We start from the raw sequence: 13,519 nt of genomic DNA on the forward strand, positions 1-13,519 counted from the left end.
GGGCAGTGGGCTGATGCCGTTCCTCTCGCTCGTCGCGGTGGTCGTCCTGCTGTTCACCGCCCGCTATCCGCGGCACCTGTTCGACTTCCTGCTCGGCCTCGCCCGCTGGTGCGCCCGCGTGACCGCGTACGCCGCCCTGATGACCGACCGGTACCCGCCGTTCCGCCTCGACATGGGCGGACAGGAGCCCCCTGCCCCAGAGCCACTGACCAAGAGCCCCTGACCGAGGGTCCTGGCCAAGGGCTCCCGACCCGGGGCCGCCCCTGGCAAAGGCCTCAATCCCCGGCGGAGGGGTTTCCTCCCGCTCTACGCTCCTCCGCATGACGGTCAGACGAGCATTACAGGTGATCATGGTCATCGCCCTGGCCCTCGCGGGGGCGGTCCAGGGCGGGGTGAGCTCCGCGCAGGCCGAGGACGGCGGGCGGCAGCTCCTGTTCTACAACCACGCCTACGGCGTGCTCGACCGGGAGACCGCCGACGCCATCGAGCACTCCGCCTTCCTGAGGGACTTCGCCAACTTCCAGGTCCGCACCACGACCGGTGCCGGCGGGCAGACCTGGACCGGCCGCTATCTGATGGGCCGCGAGACCTACCTCGAGCTGTTCGGGACCGGCGACCTCCCCGGCAAGGACGGCACCCTCGGCGCCACCGGCATGGGCGTCTCGACCGAGCGGGAGGGCGACCTGGCGAGGGTGACCACGCGGCTGCGCGAACTGGGGATCAGCGACCCCGTCGAGTTCCGGCAGACCCGGGACTTCGGCGACGGCGTCCCGGTGCCCTGGTTCGACGCCGTCTTCACCACCGAGCAGTACGACCTCTTCGGCGCCTGGGGCATGGAGTACCGGCCGGAGTACTTCGCCGACCCGCGCGGCAACACCGAGCCCGCCGCGTACCCCGGCGACGTGGGCCGGGAGCGCTACCTGTCCGACGGCTACCGCGACCGCCTGATGCGGGACGTGACCGGCATCCGGCTCGCGGTGACCGCCCGGGACCTCGCCAACACGGTGCCGCTGCTCAAGGCCGGCGGGTTCACCGTACGGTCCCTGCCCGACGGGGGCGCCGTCGCGAAGGGCGGCGGCACCACGCTGCGGTTCGACGCCGTGCCGCTCGACCAGGTGGGTCTGCGGCAGGTCGAGATGTCGCTGGACAGGCCGGTGTCGTACCGGCACGAGGAGCGGATCGGTCACTCGGCCCTCGTCGTGGGCCCGGGATCCCGTGCCGTGTGGACCTTCGCAGACCAGGACCGGCCGAGTCACTCCAGGTGACGAAGCCCTGGCCCGGGACGCGGCTCAGCCGCCGCTGCCGTACGGCCGCGTGATGATCTCCAGTCGGTGGCCGTCGGGGTCGTCGAAGTACGCCCCCCGGCCGCCGTCGTGGTGGTTGATCTCGCCGGGACGGCTGTGGAACGGATCCGCCCAGTACGTCAGACCGGCCTCCTGGATCCGGGCGAAGATCTGGTCGAACTCGTCCTCCGAGACGAGGAAGGCGTAGTGCTGCGGCGTGATGGCGCCGGGGCTGTCCATGTAGTCGAGCGTCACGCCGTTGGGGATCTCGACCGGGAGGAACGGGCCGTAGGGCGGGCTCACGTCCAGTCCCAGGATGTCGGCGAGGAACCGGGCCGAGACGCGCTTGTCGCGCGCGGCGACGATGGTGTGGTTCAGCTGCACGGTCATGGCGGGCCTCCCCTGACGTACCTGGCGAACCCCTTGGTGCACTCCCCCACGTGTACCCCGCGGGCACCTCCTCGTGCATTCGTGCATCAAGAACGCCCTGAGGGCCCCGGCGCGCTGCCGGGGCCCTCAGGGCGGATGCGAAGCCGTCGGTCTCCGCTGGAGCCGTCGGACTCAGATGGAGCCGTCGGACTCAGATGGTCGCGGTGTCGATCACGAACCGGTAGCGCACGTCGCTGGCGACCACCCGCTCGTAGGCCTCGTTGATCTGGTCACCGCGGATCAGCTCGATCTCGGCACCGAGGCCGTGCTCGGCGCAGAAGTCCAGCATCTCCTGGGTCTCCGCGATGCCGCCGATCATGGAACCGGCGAGGCTCTTGCCGCCGCCGATCACCGAGAAGAGGTTGAGGGCGATGGGCTCCTCGGGGGCGCCGACGTTGGCCAGCGTGCCCTCGGTCTTCAGCAGCGAGAGGTAGGCGTTGAAGTCCAGCGGCGCCGAGACCGTGGAGACGATCAGGTCGAAGGTGCCGGCCAGCTCCTCGAAGGTCTTCGGGTCGCTGGTGGCGTAGTAGTGGTCCGCGCCCAGCTTCAGGCCGTCCTCCCGCTTGCGCAGGGACTGCGACAGCACGGTCACCTCGGCGCCCAGCGCGTGCGCGATCTTCACGCCCATGTGGCCGAGGCCGCCCAGGCCGACGATCGCGACCTTCTTGCCGGGGCCGGCGCCGAAGCGCTTGAGCGGGGAGTAGAGGGTGATGCCGGCGCACAGCAGCGGCGCGGCGACGTCGAGGGAGAGGCCGTCGGGGATGCGGACGACGAAGTTCTCGTCGACGACGACCTTCTGCGAGTAGCCGCCGTAGGTGGGCTCGCCGTCCTTGCCTATGCCGTTGTACGTCGGGACGTTGCCCTTGACGCAGTACTGCTCGCGTCCGGCCTTGCAGTTCTCGCACTCGCGGCAGGAGTCGACCATGCAGCCGACGCCCACGCGGTCGCCGACGGCGAACTTCGTGACGCCCGGACCGACCTCGGAGACGACACCGGCGATCTCGTGGCCGGGGACCATCGGGAAGATGCCCTCGCCCCAGCCCTCGCGGGCCTGGTGGATGTCGGAGTGGCAGATTCCGGCGAACTTGATGTCGATCAGGACGTCGTACTCGCCGACCTGGCGGCGTTCGATGGTGGTGCGCTCCAGCGGAGCCTTGGGCGCGGGGGCGGCGTACGCAGCAACAGTGGTCATGCCGGGGGTTCTCCTAGCGGGGTTCCGTGCCCGGCTGCCTTCTGATGTTCCGACCGGGCACGATCACCACCGTGCCAGACCCGCGAGCGTCTACCCAGACCACGGTTTTGCGTACGCACAGCGTGCGTACCACTGGCGGGGTCAGGCTCGTGTGCGTACGACCGTGAATACTGGAGGGCATGGACGAACAGCCCGAACCCGTACAGGAGCCCGCACCTCAGACCGGCGGGGGCCTGGACCGGCGTGCCGAGCTCAGTGAGTTCCTGCGCACCCGGCGCGCCCGGCTGAAGCCGGAGGACGTGGGGCTGCCCGACTTCGGGCGGCGGCGGGTTCCGGGGCTGCGCCGTGAGGAGCTGGCGCAGCTTGCCGGGGTGTCCGTGGCGTACTACACGCGGCTGGAGCAGGGCAACGGGCGCAACGTCTCGGCGGAGGTGCTGGACGCGATCGCGCGCGCCCTGCGGCTGACCGGCGCCGAGCACGCCCACCTGACGCACCTGGCGAAGCCGAAGCAGCACAAGAAGAAGCAGGCGGCGCGCACCCAGCAGGTACGGCCGGCGCTGCGGCACCTGCTGGACTCGATCGACTCCGTCCCGGCGTACGTCGTCGGGCGCCGCTCGGACATCCTGGCCTGGAACCGGATGGCCGCGGCCCTCTTCGGCGACTGGGGGGAGCTGCCGGCGCCGGAGCGGAACTGGGCGCGGCTGGCGTTCCTCAGGCCCGACTACCGCGAGCTGTTCGTCGAGTGGGACCAGAAGGCGGCCGACATCGTCGGCTTTCTGCGCATGGACGCGGGCTGCCATCCGGACGACCCGAAGCTGTCCGCCCTGGTGGGCGAGCTCTCCGTGAAGAGCGAGGAGTTCCGCCGGCTGTGGGCCGCTCACGACGTCAAGGAGAAGAGCTACGGCGTCAAGCGGATGCGGCACCCGCTGGTCGGCGACCTGACCCTGTCCTTCGAGACGTTCCGCCTGGTCGACGAGTCCGAGCACGCCCTGATCACGTACCACGCGGAACCGGGCTCCCCGTCGGCGGAGGCGCTGCGGCTGCTGGCGAGCTGGGGCGCGGACGCGACCCGGGCGGGGACCGGTACGCCGGCTCAGTGAACGCGAGGGGCCCGCCGGAAGCCGAGGCTTCCGACGGGCCACTCACTGACAGGCACTACAGCTCACCCCGCGGGCGAGCCCTGCGGCGCAGGACGGCTTACTTGCCGTAGTAGGCGTTGTAGATCGAGACCGTCGACTTGTTGCCCTTCTTGTCGGCGATCTTGGCGTGGAAGGAGATGGCCTTCCCCTTCGCCGGGTTCTTGAAGCTGACCTTGCCCTTCTTGACGGTGAGCTTCTTCCAGGTCTTGCCGTAGTCGTACGACACGTACACCGACAGCGACTTCAGGTTGCTGCCCTTGGCCGCGCCCTCGACGGTGACCGGGACGCTGACCGCCTTGCCGGCCGGGACCTTGCTGTCCAGGCCCGTGGCCGCGTTGAAGCGGGCCGTGGAGGCGGGCAGCTGCGTGAGGTCGGCGGTCTTCTTGGAGCGGAACGTCCAGCTCGCGTCGATGCGGGTGGAGGCCGCCGCGACCTTGACGCTGCGCTTGACCGACGTCGTCAGCTTGTACTCGGCGTCACCGGCCGGGACCTTGAACTGCTTCTCGCCGAACAGCGGGTCGTCGTTGCTGCCGACCTTCTTGCCGTTGCGGTACAGCGTCGTGTCGACCGCGGAGAAGGTCGAGTAGCCCGCGTTGCCCTTGCCGTCCGCGAACAGCGGCAGGGAGCCGAAGAGGTCGTTGCCCTCACGGAAGATGCCGAAATCGCTGTTGATGCGCGGTCCGAAGACGGCCGTGTTGACGGTCTTCGAGTAGGTCTTGCCGGCGGCGTACTTCTGCGTGCCCAGCGTGTAGCCGGCCTCGTCGACCGGGAAGCCGTCCGCGTCCACACCGCCGTACTGGTTGAAGTCGAGCTGCCACCTCACGCCGCCCGTGGCGGACAGGTGCAGCGTCCGCGTGCCGGGCAGGGACTGCTCGATGCCGATCGAGGAGGCGCCGCTGCTCCACGGCAGCCAGCCCACCGCGTTGATCGAGCCCTTCTTGCCCTTCGCAGCGGCCCCGAGGCCCGCCTTCACCGTGGCGAGCTCGCTCGCCTTGTAGTGCTTGGTGTAGCCGGTGGCGAGCTGCTTGACCTTGCCGCCGCCGGTGACGTCGTACTGCTCCTTGGCACCCTTGGACCAGTGGCCGTCCCACTGCTGGGTCACCGAACCGTCGGTGATCTGCGGGCCGACGTGCGCGGTGCGGATGTCGGCGAAGGAGTCGAGCATCCAGCCGAAGCCGTAGCTGGAGTCCTTCGTCTCCACCGTGTAGTCGGCCATGGCGAACTCCGACTTGACGGCCTTGTCCGGCACGGTGATGTCGACCGGCTTGGCCTTGCGGGCGTCCAGCGTGACCGTCGTGTTCTTGGTGACGGTCATCTTGGGCTGGGCCAGCCAGTCGGCGCCCTGGAAGTTCTCCGGGTCGTCGCCCGCGTAGACGTTCGTGTTGAGGATGTAACCGCCCTTGGGCACACGGGTGGTGACGGTGCCGTCCTCGTCGTACGGCGAGAAGAACTTGCCCTTGCCCAGGCCGGAGACGGCGGCCAGGTCGGCGCTGTAGTTCTTGGTGGGCTTGCCGTCACGGCCGAGGAACTTCAGCGTGACGTCGTACGACTCGACCTCGCGCTGCACGGCGGCGGCCGTGCGGACGGTCTGGCCGCCGCCCGTCGCCGTCACGTACGACGAGTAGGCGCCGTCGAGCGTGCCGCCCAGCTTGGTGTTCACGGTGAACGGGACGGAGGCCTTGCCGCCGGCCGGGACGGTCACCGAGGTGGCGCCGAGCTTGAAGAAGCCGGCCGGGGCGGCCTGGCCCTTGGGGTTGGCGGCGGTCGACGTCAGCTTCAGCGTGACGGCCTTCGTACCGAGGTTGCGGTACGTCAGTTCCTTGGTGACCGGCTTGTCGTCGGTGTGCGGCCACTGCTGGACGCCGAAGCTCACCGAGGACGGGTTGGCGATCACGGACTGCTCGATGGCCTTGTCGACCTGGATACGGCCCGAACCCTGCTGGAACGGCGTGTACTTGCCGCCCTTCGTGGAACCCGTGAGGGCGCCCTTCAGCTCGGGGTACTTCCACTCCGGGTGCTGCTGCTTCAGCAGCGCCGCGGCGCCCGCGACATGCGGGGTCGCCATCGACGTGCCGGAGATCGTCATGTAGCCGGCCGGCTTCTCGCCGACCTCGGCGGCTATCTGGTTGCCGGGGGCGGAGGCCGCGGTGATGTCCACGCCGGGCGCGGTCACGTCGGGCTTGAGGGCGCCGTCCATGCCGGGGCCACGGCTGGAGAAGGAGGCCAGCACGTCCTTGTCGTCGACCGCGCCGACGGTCAGGGCCGCGGCGGCGCTGCCCGGGGAGCCGATGGTCTGGTCGCCGAAGTCGCCCTCGTTGCCGGCCGCGATGGCGAACAGGATGCCCTTCTCCTCGGACAGCTTGTTCACCGCCGCTTCCAGCGGGTCGATCGCGGGCGTGTCGCCGCCGCCCAGGCTCATGTTGACGACGTCGGCGCCCTCCGCGGCGGCCCACTCGATGCCGGCGAGGACCTCGGAGTCGCTGCCGAATCCGCCGTCGTCGAGCACCTTGCCGTTGATGATCTTCGCGCCGGGCGCGACGCCCTTGTACTTGCCGCCGGACTTCGCGCCCGTACCGGCCGCGATGGAGGCGACGTGCGTGCCGTGGCCGACCTTGTCGGTCGTGTCGGGCGAGGTGGTGAAGTTCTTGGCGCCGATCACCTGGCCCTTGAGGTCGGGGTGGGTGGCGTCGACACCGGTGTCCAGGACGGCGATCTTCACGCCCTTGCCGTCGTAGCCGGCGGCCCACGCCTTGGGGGCGCCGATCTGCGGGACGGACTTGTCGAGGCTGGCCTTGCGGACGCCGTCGAGCCAGACGTGCGCGATGCCGGAAGCGGTCTTGTCGCCGTTGGTGACCGCGTCCCACAGTTCGGGCGTGTCCTCCTGCGGCGTCTGAACGGCGTCCGCGTTCACGGTCTTCAGAGAGTGGCTCAGCCGGCCCGCGTCGCGTACGTCGGCCTTGGTGGCCGCGGCGCTGCCCTGGTAGCCGACGATGACCTTCAGGCCCTTCTTCTGGGCCTTGCGGGTCGCGGACTTGTTGAGCTCGGTGACGTCGAAGAGCCGCTGGTCGAGCTTGCCGGTGGCGACCAGGCGGGCCGCGTCGGCCGGGATCACCAGCGTGTGGCCGTCGAGCTTGCGGATCTGGACGGGAATGTCCTCGCGTCCCTTGGCCCGCTCCAGGCCGACGACTCGGCCCTTGGCGTCCAGGACGACCCGGTCACCGGTGATCAGTGTGATGCGGTGCTTTGCGGTGACCGACGCCTGTTTCGCGGCTGCGGTCGTCTGCTCGCCGTTCGCCGACGCCGGGCTGGTCATACCCGCCGCCAGGGCCACGGCTGCAGCTGTGGCGACCGTGGCCGCGCACGCCCTTTTCACTTGTCTGCGCAAGTTTCCCCCTTGCAGAAGTACCGGGCGAATTCCCCGTTCACCCGGCCGGGGGTGGTCTCGTACGCATGGACGTACACCCCCCGGATTACGCAGTATGCCGACGGGTGATCAGGTACTCAATAGATGAGAGGAAGGTAAGAAATCCGTGGGCAGGCTGTTACACGGCTGCCGGAACTCCGTTACAGGACAAGGCGATTGCGCACGCGTGTTCTCCTTGACACAGAAACGGGGAGAAAACGGAAGCCGCCGCTCACCCCGGAATCGGGGCAGAGCGGCGGCTCTTGAGTGAAGCTACGGAGGCGTCAGACCGCCGAACCGGCCTTCCAGTCGGCCCAGCTCATGTTCCATCCGTTGAGCCCGTTGTCCGGCGCGATGGTCTTGTCGCCGGTGTTCTCGACGACCACCACGTCACCGATCATCGAGTTGCTGTAGAACCACGCCCCCGGGGTGCTCGGGTCGTCGGCGCCCTTCGCGTCCTGCAGACCGACGCAGCCGTGGCTCGTGTTCACGTTGCCGAAGATGGACTTCGCGCCCCAGTAGTTGCCGTGGATGAAGGTGCCGGAGCTGGACAGGCGGATGGCGTGCGGCACGTCCTTGATGTCGTACTCGCCCTTGCCGTCGTCGTCCGTGAAGCCCACGGTCGCGCCGTTCATGCGCGTCTCCTTGAACTTCTCGGACATCACCATGATGCCCTCGTAGGTCTTGTTCTCCGGCGAGCCGGCGGAGATCGGGATCGTCCGGACGACCTTGCCGTCCTGCGTGATCTTCATCTGCTTGGTCTTCGCGTCGACGTACGAGACCTGGTTGCGGCCGATCTTGAACGTGACCGTCTTCTGCTGGACGCCGTAGACGCCCTCGGCACCCTCGACACCGTCGAGCGCGAGCTTCAGCGTGACGGTGGAGCCTTCCTTCCAGTAGTCCTCGGGGCGGCAGTCCATGCGGTTGGCGTTGAACCAGTGGCAGGCGACCTCCTGGCCACTGGTCGTGCTGACCTTGATGCCCTTCTGGACGGCGGCCTTGTTGGTGATCGCCTTGTCGAAGTTGATCGAGACCGGCATGCCGACGCCCACCGTGGTGCCGTCGTCCGGGGTGAAGCTGCCGATGAAGCTGTTGGCCGGGGAGACCGTGGTGAACGAGGCGTTCTCGTGGGCGACGCGACCCTCGGAGTCCTTCGCCTCCGCCGCCAGCTTGTAGGTGGTGGACCGCTCCAGCTGCGTGCTGGGCTTCCAGCTGGTCTTGTCGGCGGATATCTGGCCGCTGACCTCCGTGCCGTCGGACGTCGTCATCTTGACGCTCGTGAGCGTGCCCTTGCTCACGGTGACGGCGGCGGAGTTGTTGATGGAGGCGTTGTCGGAGCCGTCCTCGGGGGTGATCTTGATCTGGGCCTCGGACGCCTTCTTGGCCGCGGCCTCGTCGACCTTCGACTGGGAGCTGTCGCCGCCGTCACTCCCGGAGGCGCTGTCACCACCGCCGGAACAGGCCGAGAGCATCAGCACTCCGCCGAGCAGTGCGGACGCGACCGTCAGGCCCTTGCGCCGCTTACTGACCGTCATCACACGCTTCTCCATCGTTGCCGATTTCCCCAAAACCCCGAATGTCCCCGTCGAAGTCCAAGTGCCCCCGTCAGGACCTGCGAGTCCTCACCGAGAACTTTCAACGCTACGACCGGTTCGTCCGGTTCCCCATGTCACGCACGTGTGGGGATCACCACGTCCGCGTCCGTCCGCTGCGCACGGGCGCGGACGGTGCGGACGAGGCCGGTGCGCCGCATGAGACGCAGAGACCCCGGACGACGGTTGCCGCCCGGGGCCACTATTTTCCCAAGTGCCTCAGCTGTCGCTCTCGTCGTCGCCATCATCCTCGTCGAGGTCCCACTCCGGCGAATCGGGGTCGTAGTCGATCCGCTCGCTGCTCCAGGAGGCCTGCTGGAGCTCCACCCCGGGCACCTGGCTGACCAGGTCGAACGGATCCACGAGGTACGCGAGGGCCTCGGCAGTGTCTTCCGTCACAGCGCCCTCGGCGTGGGCCCGTTCCGCCGTCGGCATCCCACCGTCGTCGGCGATCCGGCGCAGCGCGGCCTTGGTGATCCCGTCCGCGTCCTCGATTTCGAGAACGAGTTCCACCCGAAGCCGGACAAATCGTGATGTCTCTGGAGTGCTCATGGCGCGAGCGTACGACGAAGGCCTCCCGTGACTTTCCCGTGACCCGCGACTTTCACTAACATCGGCCCACACGGCCAATTCGCCAGCGCCACAAGGGGATCGATATTCCGTGTCATCAGCTCGCCGTCCGTTGCTGACCGCCACTGCCGCGGCGTCCCTGCTGGGCGCCCTGTGGTTCGTCCCGTCCGCCAACGCGACGTCGGACTCGCCGGTGAGAGACGCGGTCGCGGCGAGTCCGTCGCCGCAGGTCGCGGAGCAGGCGCGGATCGCGGCCACCACCGCGGGCGACTCCGTCACCGGCGCCGGCACCGGCGCCCGCCTCGCCGACACGGGCAGCTTCGACAGCACGCCGTACGTCCTCGGCGGCACGCTCTTCCTCACGCTGGGCGCGGGCTTCGTCGCGTACTCGGTCCGCCGGGAGCGGCTCGGCTTCTGACGTCACGCGGCCGGGGTCCTGCCGCTCGGCGGGACCCCGGCCGGCTGCTCTTACCGAAACGCAGCCCTTCTCCTACTGAAGCACCGTCTACCGAAGCGGGCCGGTGACGGTCTCCGCCGCGGCCAACAACCGCCCGTCGCGCACGAACGCGTCCGCCGCGGCCAGGTCGGGCGCCAGGAACCGGTCCGGTCCCGGACCCTGGACTCCCGCTTCCCGCAGGGCGTCGATGACCGCCCGCGTCGCCGGAGCCGGCGTCAGCCCCTCGCGCAGTTCGATCGCGCGCGTGGCGGCGTACAGCTCGACGGCCAGGACCCGGGTGAGGTTGTCGACGGCCGTGCGCAGCTTGCGCGCCGCCGACCAGCCCATCGAGACGTGGTCCTCCTGCATGGCGGAGGACGGGATCGAGTCGGCGGACGCCGGTACGGCGAGCCGCTTCAGCTCGCTCACCAGCGCGGCCTGCGTGTACTGAGCGATCATCAGGCCAGAGTCCACACCGGGGTCGTCGGCGAGGAACGGCGGCAGGCCGTGGCTGCGGTTCTTGTCGAGCAGCCGGTCGGTGCGCCGCTCGGCGATGGAGCCGAGGTCGGCGGCGGCGATGGCGAGGAAGTCCAGGACGTAGGCGACGGGCGCGCCATGGAAGTTGCCGTTGGACTCCACACGCCCGTCGGGCAGCACCACCGGGTTGTCCACCGCGGAGGCCAGCTCGCGGTCGGCGACCAGCCGGGCGTGGGCCATGGTGTCCCGCCCGGCCCCGGCGACCTGCGGGGCGCAGCGCACCGAGTAGGCGTCCTGGACGCGCGGAGCGTCGTCCTGGTGGTGGCCGGTCAGCCCCGAACCCTTCAGCACGGCCAGCATGTTGGCGGCACTGGCGGCCTGCCCCGGGTGCGGCCGGATGGCGTGCAGCTCGGGGGCCAGGACCTTGTCGGTGCCGAGCAGGGCCTCCAGCGACAGGGCGGCCGTGACGTCGGCGGACTTGTAGAGCGTGTCCAGGTCGGCCAGGGCCATGACCAGCATGCCGAGCATGCCGTCGGTGCCGTTGAGGAGGGCGAGGCCTTCCTTCTCGCGCAGTTCGACCGGCTGGATGCCGTGCGCGGCGAGGAGTTCGGCGGCCGGGCGTACGACACCGTCGGGGCCCTCGGCGTCGCCTTCCCCCATGAGCGCGAGCGCGCAGTGGGACAGCGGTGCCAGGTCGCCGGAGCAGCCGAGGGAGCCGTACTCGTGGACGACCGGGGTGATACCGGCGTTGAGGAGGTCGGCCATGGTCTGCGCGACCTCGGGCCGTACGCCGGTGTGCCCGGAGCAGACGGTCTTCAGCCGCAGGAACATCAGGGCGCGTACGACGTCCCGCTCCACCCGCGGCCCCATGCCGGCGGCGTGCGAGCGGACGATGTTGCGCTGGAGCTGTGCGCGCAGCTCCGGGCTGATGTGCCGGGTCGCCAGGGCCCCGAAACCGGTGCTCACGCCGTACACGGGGTCGGGCTTGGCCGCCAGCGCGTCCACGATCTCGCGGGCCGCGGCGAGGGCGGCCAGCGCCTCCTCGGAGAGCTGGACGCGGGCGCCGCCGCGCGCCACGGCGAGCACGTCGGACGCGGTCACCCCGGACGTCCCCACCACCACAGTGTGCATATCCATATTCAGGAGCGTACGCAGTGAATTCGATGATGTCACCACTGGGGACCCCGTTCACCCCTTACCGATACGTCACACGCACGCCTGCCCGGCCGCTCGCTACGGTGCGTGCCGCCCACGGAAGCGCCGGCGCTCACCGTCGGCCTCCTGGGACGGCTCGTCCGCGAGCCGCACGACGGGATCGTCGGGCCCGGCCCGCCCGGCGACGACCGGCCGCGTGGCCCGCTCGGCCTTCGCCCGGTACTGGGCGGCGTCGGCGAGCCGGAAGAGCCGCCGGGCGGAGCGCACCGGCCCGATCGGATCCTCGGTGGAGGCGACCCCGCAGGCCACCCCGTCCCCGAGCTCCAACTCCGCCGCGCGGCGACACAGTTCACCGGCCGCCTTCACGACCTGGTCGGCGGGCGGACCGACCGCGAGCAGACAGAACTCGTCCCCGCCGAGCCGTGCCGCCAAGGCCCCGGGCAGCATGGCCCCGCACAGCGACAGCACGGAGCCGAAGCGCTCCAGGAGCCGGTCGCCGGCGGCGTGCCCGTGGGTGTCGTTGACCCGCTTGAGCCCGTTCAGATCGCAGACGACGAGGCTGACGACGGCTCCGTCCCTGCGGTGCCGCTCGATCGCCTGCTCCAGGCGTACGTCCACGGCACGGCGGTTGGCCAGTCCCGTCAGCGCGTCGGTGAACGCCAGGCGCCGGGCCTCCTCCAGCCGCTCGGTCTGGGCGATACCGGCGGCGACGACGGCGGCCAGCACGGTGGCGAAATCGGCGTCGGCCCGCTCGAAGACGGGCTCCCCGACCGGCCGGGCGACGTACAGCTCGCCCCAGGCCCGGCCGTGCAGCACGATGGGCGCGACCACGCAGCAGCCGCGGCCACGGCGGCGCAGGGCGGCGACGCGCTGATGGCAGTACCCGGGGCGCCGCCCGGCGGCGGGCCCCTCGGCGGTCTCCACCCAGGCGTCCGGCTCCCCGCCACCGGCCCACTGCTCGTGCAGGAACTCGGTGATCTCCGCGAACTGGTGCACCGGGTAGGACTCGTCCTCCGGGAACTCCTCTTCCCCCTCGGCCAGCTCACCGACGTTCACGAGGACCTTCAGCCGCCCCAGCTCCCGCTCCCACACCGACAGCGCGGCAAAGCTCCCGCCCAGCGCCCGGCACGCCCCGACAGCCGCCGCACGCCACGCCTCACGCAACCCGTGAGCGGCCGCCATCCCCTGAGCCAACGCGACGACAGCCACGAGCCGTCTGTCCTCACCCATCACCCCAGGCTAGGCAGTTTCCAGCCATTTGGTTCTGTTGACGGAGCGAACGGGGAGAAGACCCCGCCTAGCTGCGGGCCACCGCCCCGCTCAGCCGCGGGCAGTCGGCCCCGCTCAGCTGCGGGCAGTCGTGCCGCTCAGCTGCAGGCCGCCGGCCCCGCTTAACTGCAGGCCGCCAGTCCCGCTTAGCTGCAGGCCGCCAGTCCCGCTCAGCCGCGGGCAGTCGGCCCCGCTCAACTGCGGGCCGCCGGTCCCGCTCAGCTGCGGGCAGTCGTGCCGCTCGGGGCGGCACCCGTCCCAACGAAGCGGCACCCCGCTCCGCCGGGCTGCGCACCCACCCGGCCCCGGCACCGACGCCGCAGCACCCGGCAAGCGACCCTCAGATCACTCCCCCGGCCACTCCGGCCGCCGCTTCTCATTGAACGCCGCAACTCCCTCCGCCCGATCCCCGGAGAACGCCACAGCCCGCCAAGCCGCATCCTCCACTTCAAGCCCAGCCCGCAAGTCCAACCCCTGCCCCAACCGCAACGCCCGCTTCGCCGCCCGCAACCCCACCGGCGAATTCCCGGCGATCCGAGCAGCCAGCGCCAACGCCGACTCCCGGTCCCGCCCC

Annotated in this window: 11 protein-coding genes and 1 pseudogene; 4 read left to right on the forward strand and 8 right to left on the reverse strand. The window is 70.2% G+C overall.

Annotated elements, in window-relative coordinates; all coding sequences use genetic code 11:
* Together CA983_RS30305 and CA983_RS30310 are read left to right on the forward strand one after the other, a co-directional pair.
* Positions 1-223: DUF4389 domain-containing protein (locus CA983_RS30305; protein WP_143645587.1), on the forward strand; the 223-nt coding region annotated here is incomplete at its 5' end.
* Between the two features lie 121 nt (positions 224-344).
* The gene (locus tag CA983_RS30310) at positions 345-1,265 is read left to right on the forward strand and encodes a DUF5829 family protein (protein ID WP_086604008.1); all 921 of its coding nucleotides are present in this window, start codon (positions 345-347) and stop codon (positions 1,263-1,265) included.
* Positions 1,266-1,289: 24 nt separating this feature from the next.
* Here CA983_RS30310 and CA983_RS30315 read toward each other — a convergent pair whose 3' ends face one another.
* Entirely contained in the window at positions 1,290-1,673 is a 384-nt protein-coding gene (locus tag CA983_RS30315; RefSeq protein WP_086604009.1) for a VOC family protein, read from the reverse strand.
* 190 nt (positions 1,674-1,863) lie between these two features.
* On the reverse strand, positions 1,864-2,904 hold the full coding sequence (locus CA983_RS30320) for an NAD(P)-dependent alcohol dehydrogenase (protein ID WP_086604010.1): 1,041 nt from the start codon (positions 2,902-2,904) through the stop codon (positions 1,864-1,866).
* A gap of 179 nt (positions 2,905-3,083) precedes the next feature.
* Here CA983_RS30320 and CA983_RS30325 point away from each other — a divergent pair, with 179 nt between their 5' ends.
* Entirely contained in the window at positions 3,084-4,004 is a 921-nt protein-coding gene (locus CA983_RS30325; RefSeq protein WP_086604011.1) for a helix-turn-helix transcriptional regulator, read from the forward strand.
* Between the two features lie 97 nt (positions 4,005-4,101).
* Here CA983_RS30325 and CA983_RS30330 read toward each other — a convergent pair whose 3' ends face one another.
* The 3 genes from CA983_RS30330 to CA983_RS46880 all read right to left on the reverse strand — a co-directional run bounded on the left by CA983_RS30330 (position 4,102) and on the right by CA983_RS46880 (position 9,590).
* Positions 4,102-7,356 (reverse strand): S8 family peptidase, encoded by a 3,255-nt coding sequence (locus tag CA983_RS30330; RefSeq protein ID WP_425276487.1) that lies wholly within the window; start codon positions 7,354-7,356, stop codon positions 4,102-4,104.
* Positions 7,357-7,730: 374 nt separating this feature from the next.
* On the reverse strand, positions 7,731-8,981 hold the full coding sequence (locus tag CA983_RS30340) for a L,D-transpeptidase (protein WP_086604016.1): 1,251 nt from the start codon (positions 8,979-8,981) through the stop codon (positions 7,731-7,733).
* A gap of 276 nt (positions 8,982-9,257) precedes the next feature.
* Positions 9,258-9,590, reverse strand: a complete 333-nt coding sequence (locus CA983_RS46880; RefSeq protein WP_167407498.1) for a hypothetical protein — start codon at positions 9,588-9,590, stop codon at positions 9,258-9,260.
* A 109-nt stretch (positions 9,591-9,699) separates the two neighbouring features.
* Here CA983_RS46880 and CA983_RS46885 point away from each other — a divergent pair, with 109 nt between their 5' ends.
* Complete coding sequence (locus CA983_RS46885) at positions 9,700-10,026, forward strand: hypothetical protein (RefSeq protein ID WP_208637075.1); 327 nt, start codon at positions 9,700-9,702, stop codon at positions 10,024-10,026.
* Positions 10,027-10,113: 87 nt separating this feature from the next.
* Here the strand turns inward: CA983_RS46885 and hutH are convergent, their stop codons facing one another.
* From hutH to CA983_RS30365, 3 genes and pseudogenes are all read right to left on the reverse strand, one after another.
* Positions 10,114-11,652 (reverse strand): histidine ammonia-lyase, encoded by a 1,539-nt coding sequence (hutH, locus tag CA983_RS30350; RefSeq protein WP_086604013.1) that lies wholly within the window; start codon positions 11,650-11,652, stop codon positions 10,114-10,116.
* A 102-nt stretch (positions 11,653-11,754) separates the two neighbouring features.
* Positions 11,755-12,906 carry a GGDEF domain-containing protein gene (locus CA983_RS30355; RefSeq protein ID WP_167407499.1) on the reverse strand — a complete coding sequence of 384 codons (1,152 nt, stop codon included), beginning with the start codon at positions 12,904-12,906 and terminating at the stop codon, positions 11,755-11,757.
* Between the two features lie 384 nt (positions 12,907-13,290).
* Positions 13,291-13,519: pseudogene (locus CA983_RS30365) on the reverse strand (enoyl-CoA hydratase); the annotation flags it as partial.

The organism is Streptomyces swartbergensis (assembly GCF_002148965.1).
In the GTDB taxonomy this organism is placed as follows: domain Bacteria; phylum Actinomycetota; class Actinomycetes; order Streptomycetales; family Streptomycetaceae; genus Streptomyces; species Streptomyces swartbergensis.

What these genes read in the sequence shown, in the direction of transcription:
- CA983_RS30325 (WP_086604011.1), top strand. Translation starts at nt 3,084, where the DNA reads ATGGACGAACAGCCCGAACCCGTACAGGAGCCCGCACCTCAGACCGGC.
- CA983_RS46880 (WP_167407498.1), bottom strand. Translation starts at nt 9,590, where the DNA reads ATGAGCACTCCAGAGACATCACGATTTGTCCGGCTTCGGGTGGAACTC.
- hutH (WP_086604013.1), bottom strand. Translation starts at nt 11,652, where the DNA reads ATGCACACTGTGGTGGTGGGGACGTCCGGGGTGACCGCGTCCGACGTG.
- CA983_RS30330 (WP_425276487.1), bottom strand. Translation starts at nt 7,356, where the DNA reads ATGACCAGCCCGGCGTCGGCGAACGGCGAGCAGACGACCGCAGCCGCG.
- CA983_RS30315 (WP_086604009.1), bottom strand. Translation starts at nt 1,673, where the DNA reads ATGACCGTGCAGCTGAACCACACCATCGTCGCCGCGCGCGACAAGCGC.
- CA983_RS30340 (WP_086604016.1), bottom strand. Translation starts at nt 8,981, where the DNA reads ATGACGGTCAGTAAGCGGCGCAAGGGCCTGACGGTCGCGTCCGCACTG.
- CA983_RS30355 (WP_167407499.1), bottom strand. Translation starts at nt 12,906, where the DNA reads ATGGGTGAGGACAGACGGCTCGTGGCTGTCGTCGCGTTGGCTCAGGGG.
- CA983_RS30320 (WP_086604010.1), bottom strand. Translation starts at nt 2,904, where the DNA reads ATGACCACTGTTGCTGCGTACGCCGCCCCCGCGCCCAAGGCTCCGCTG.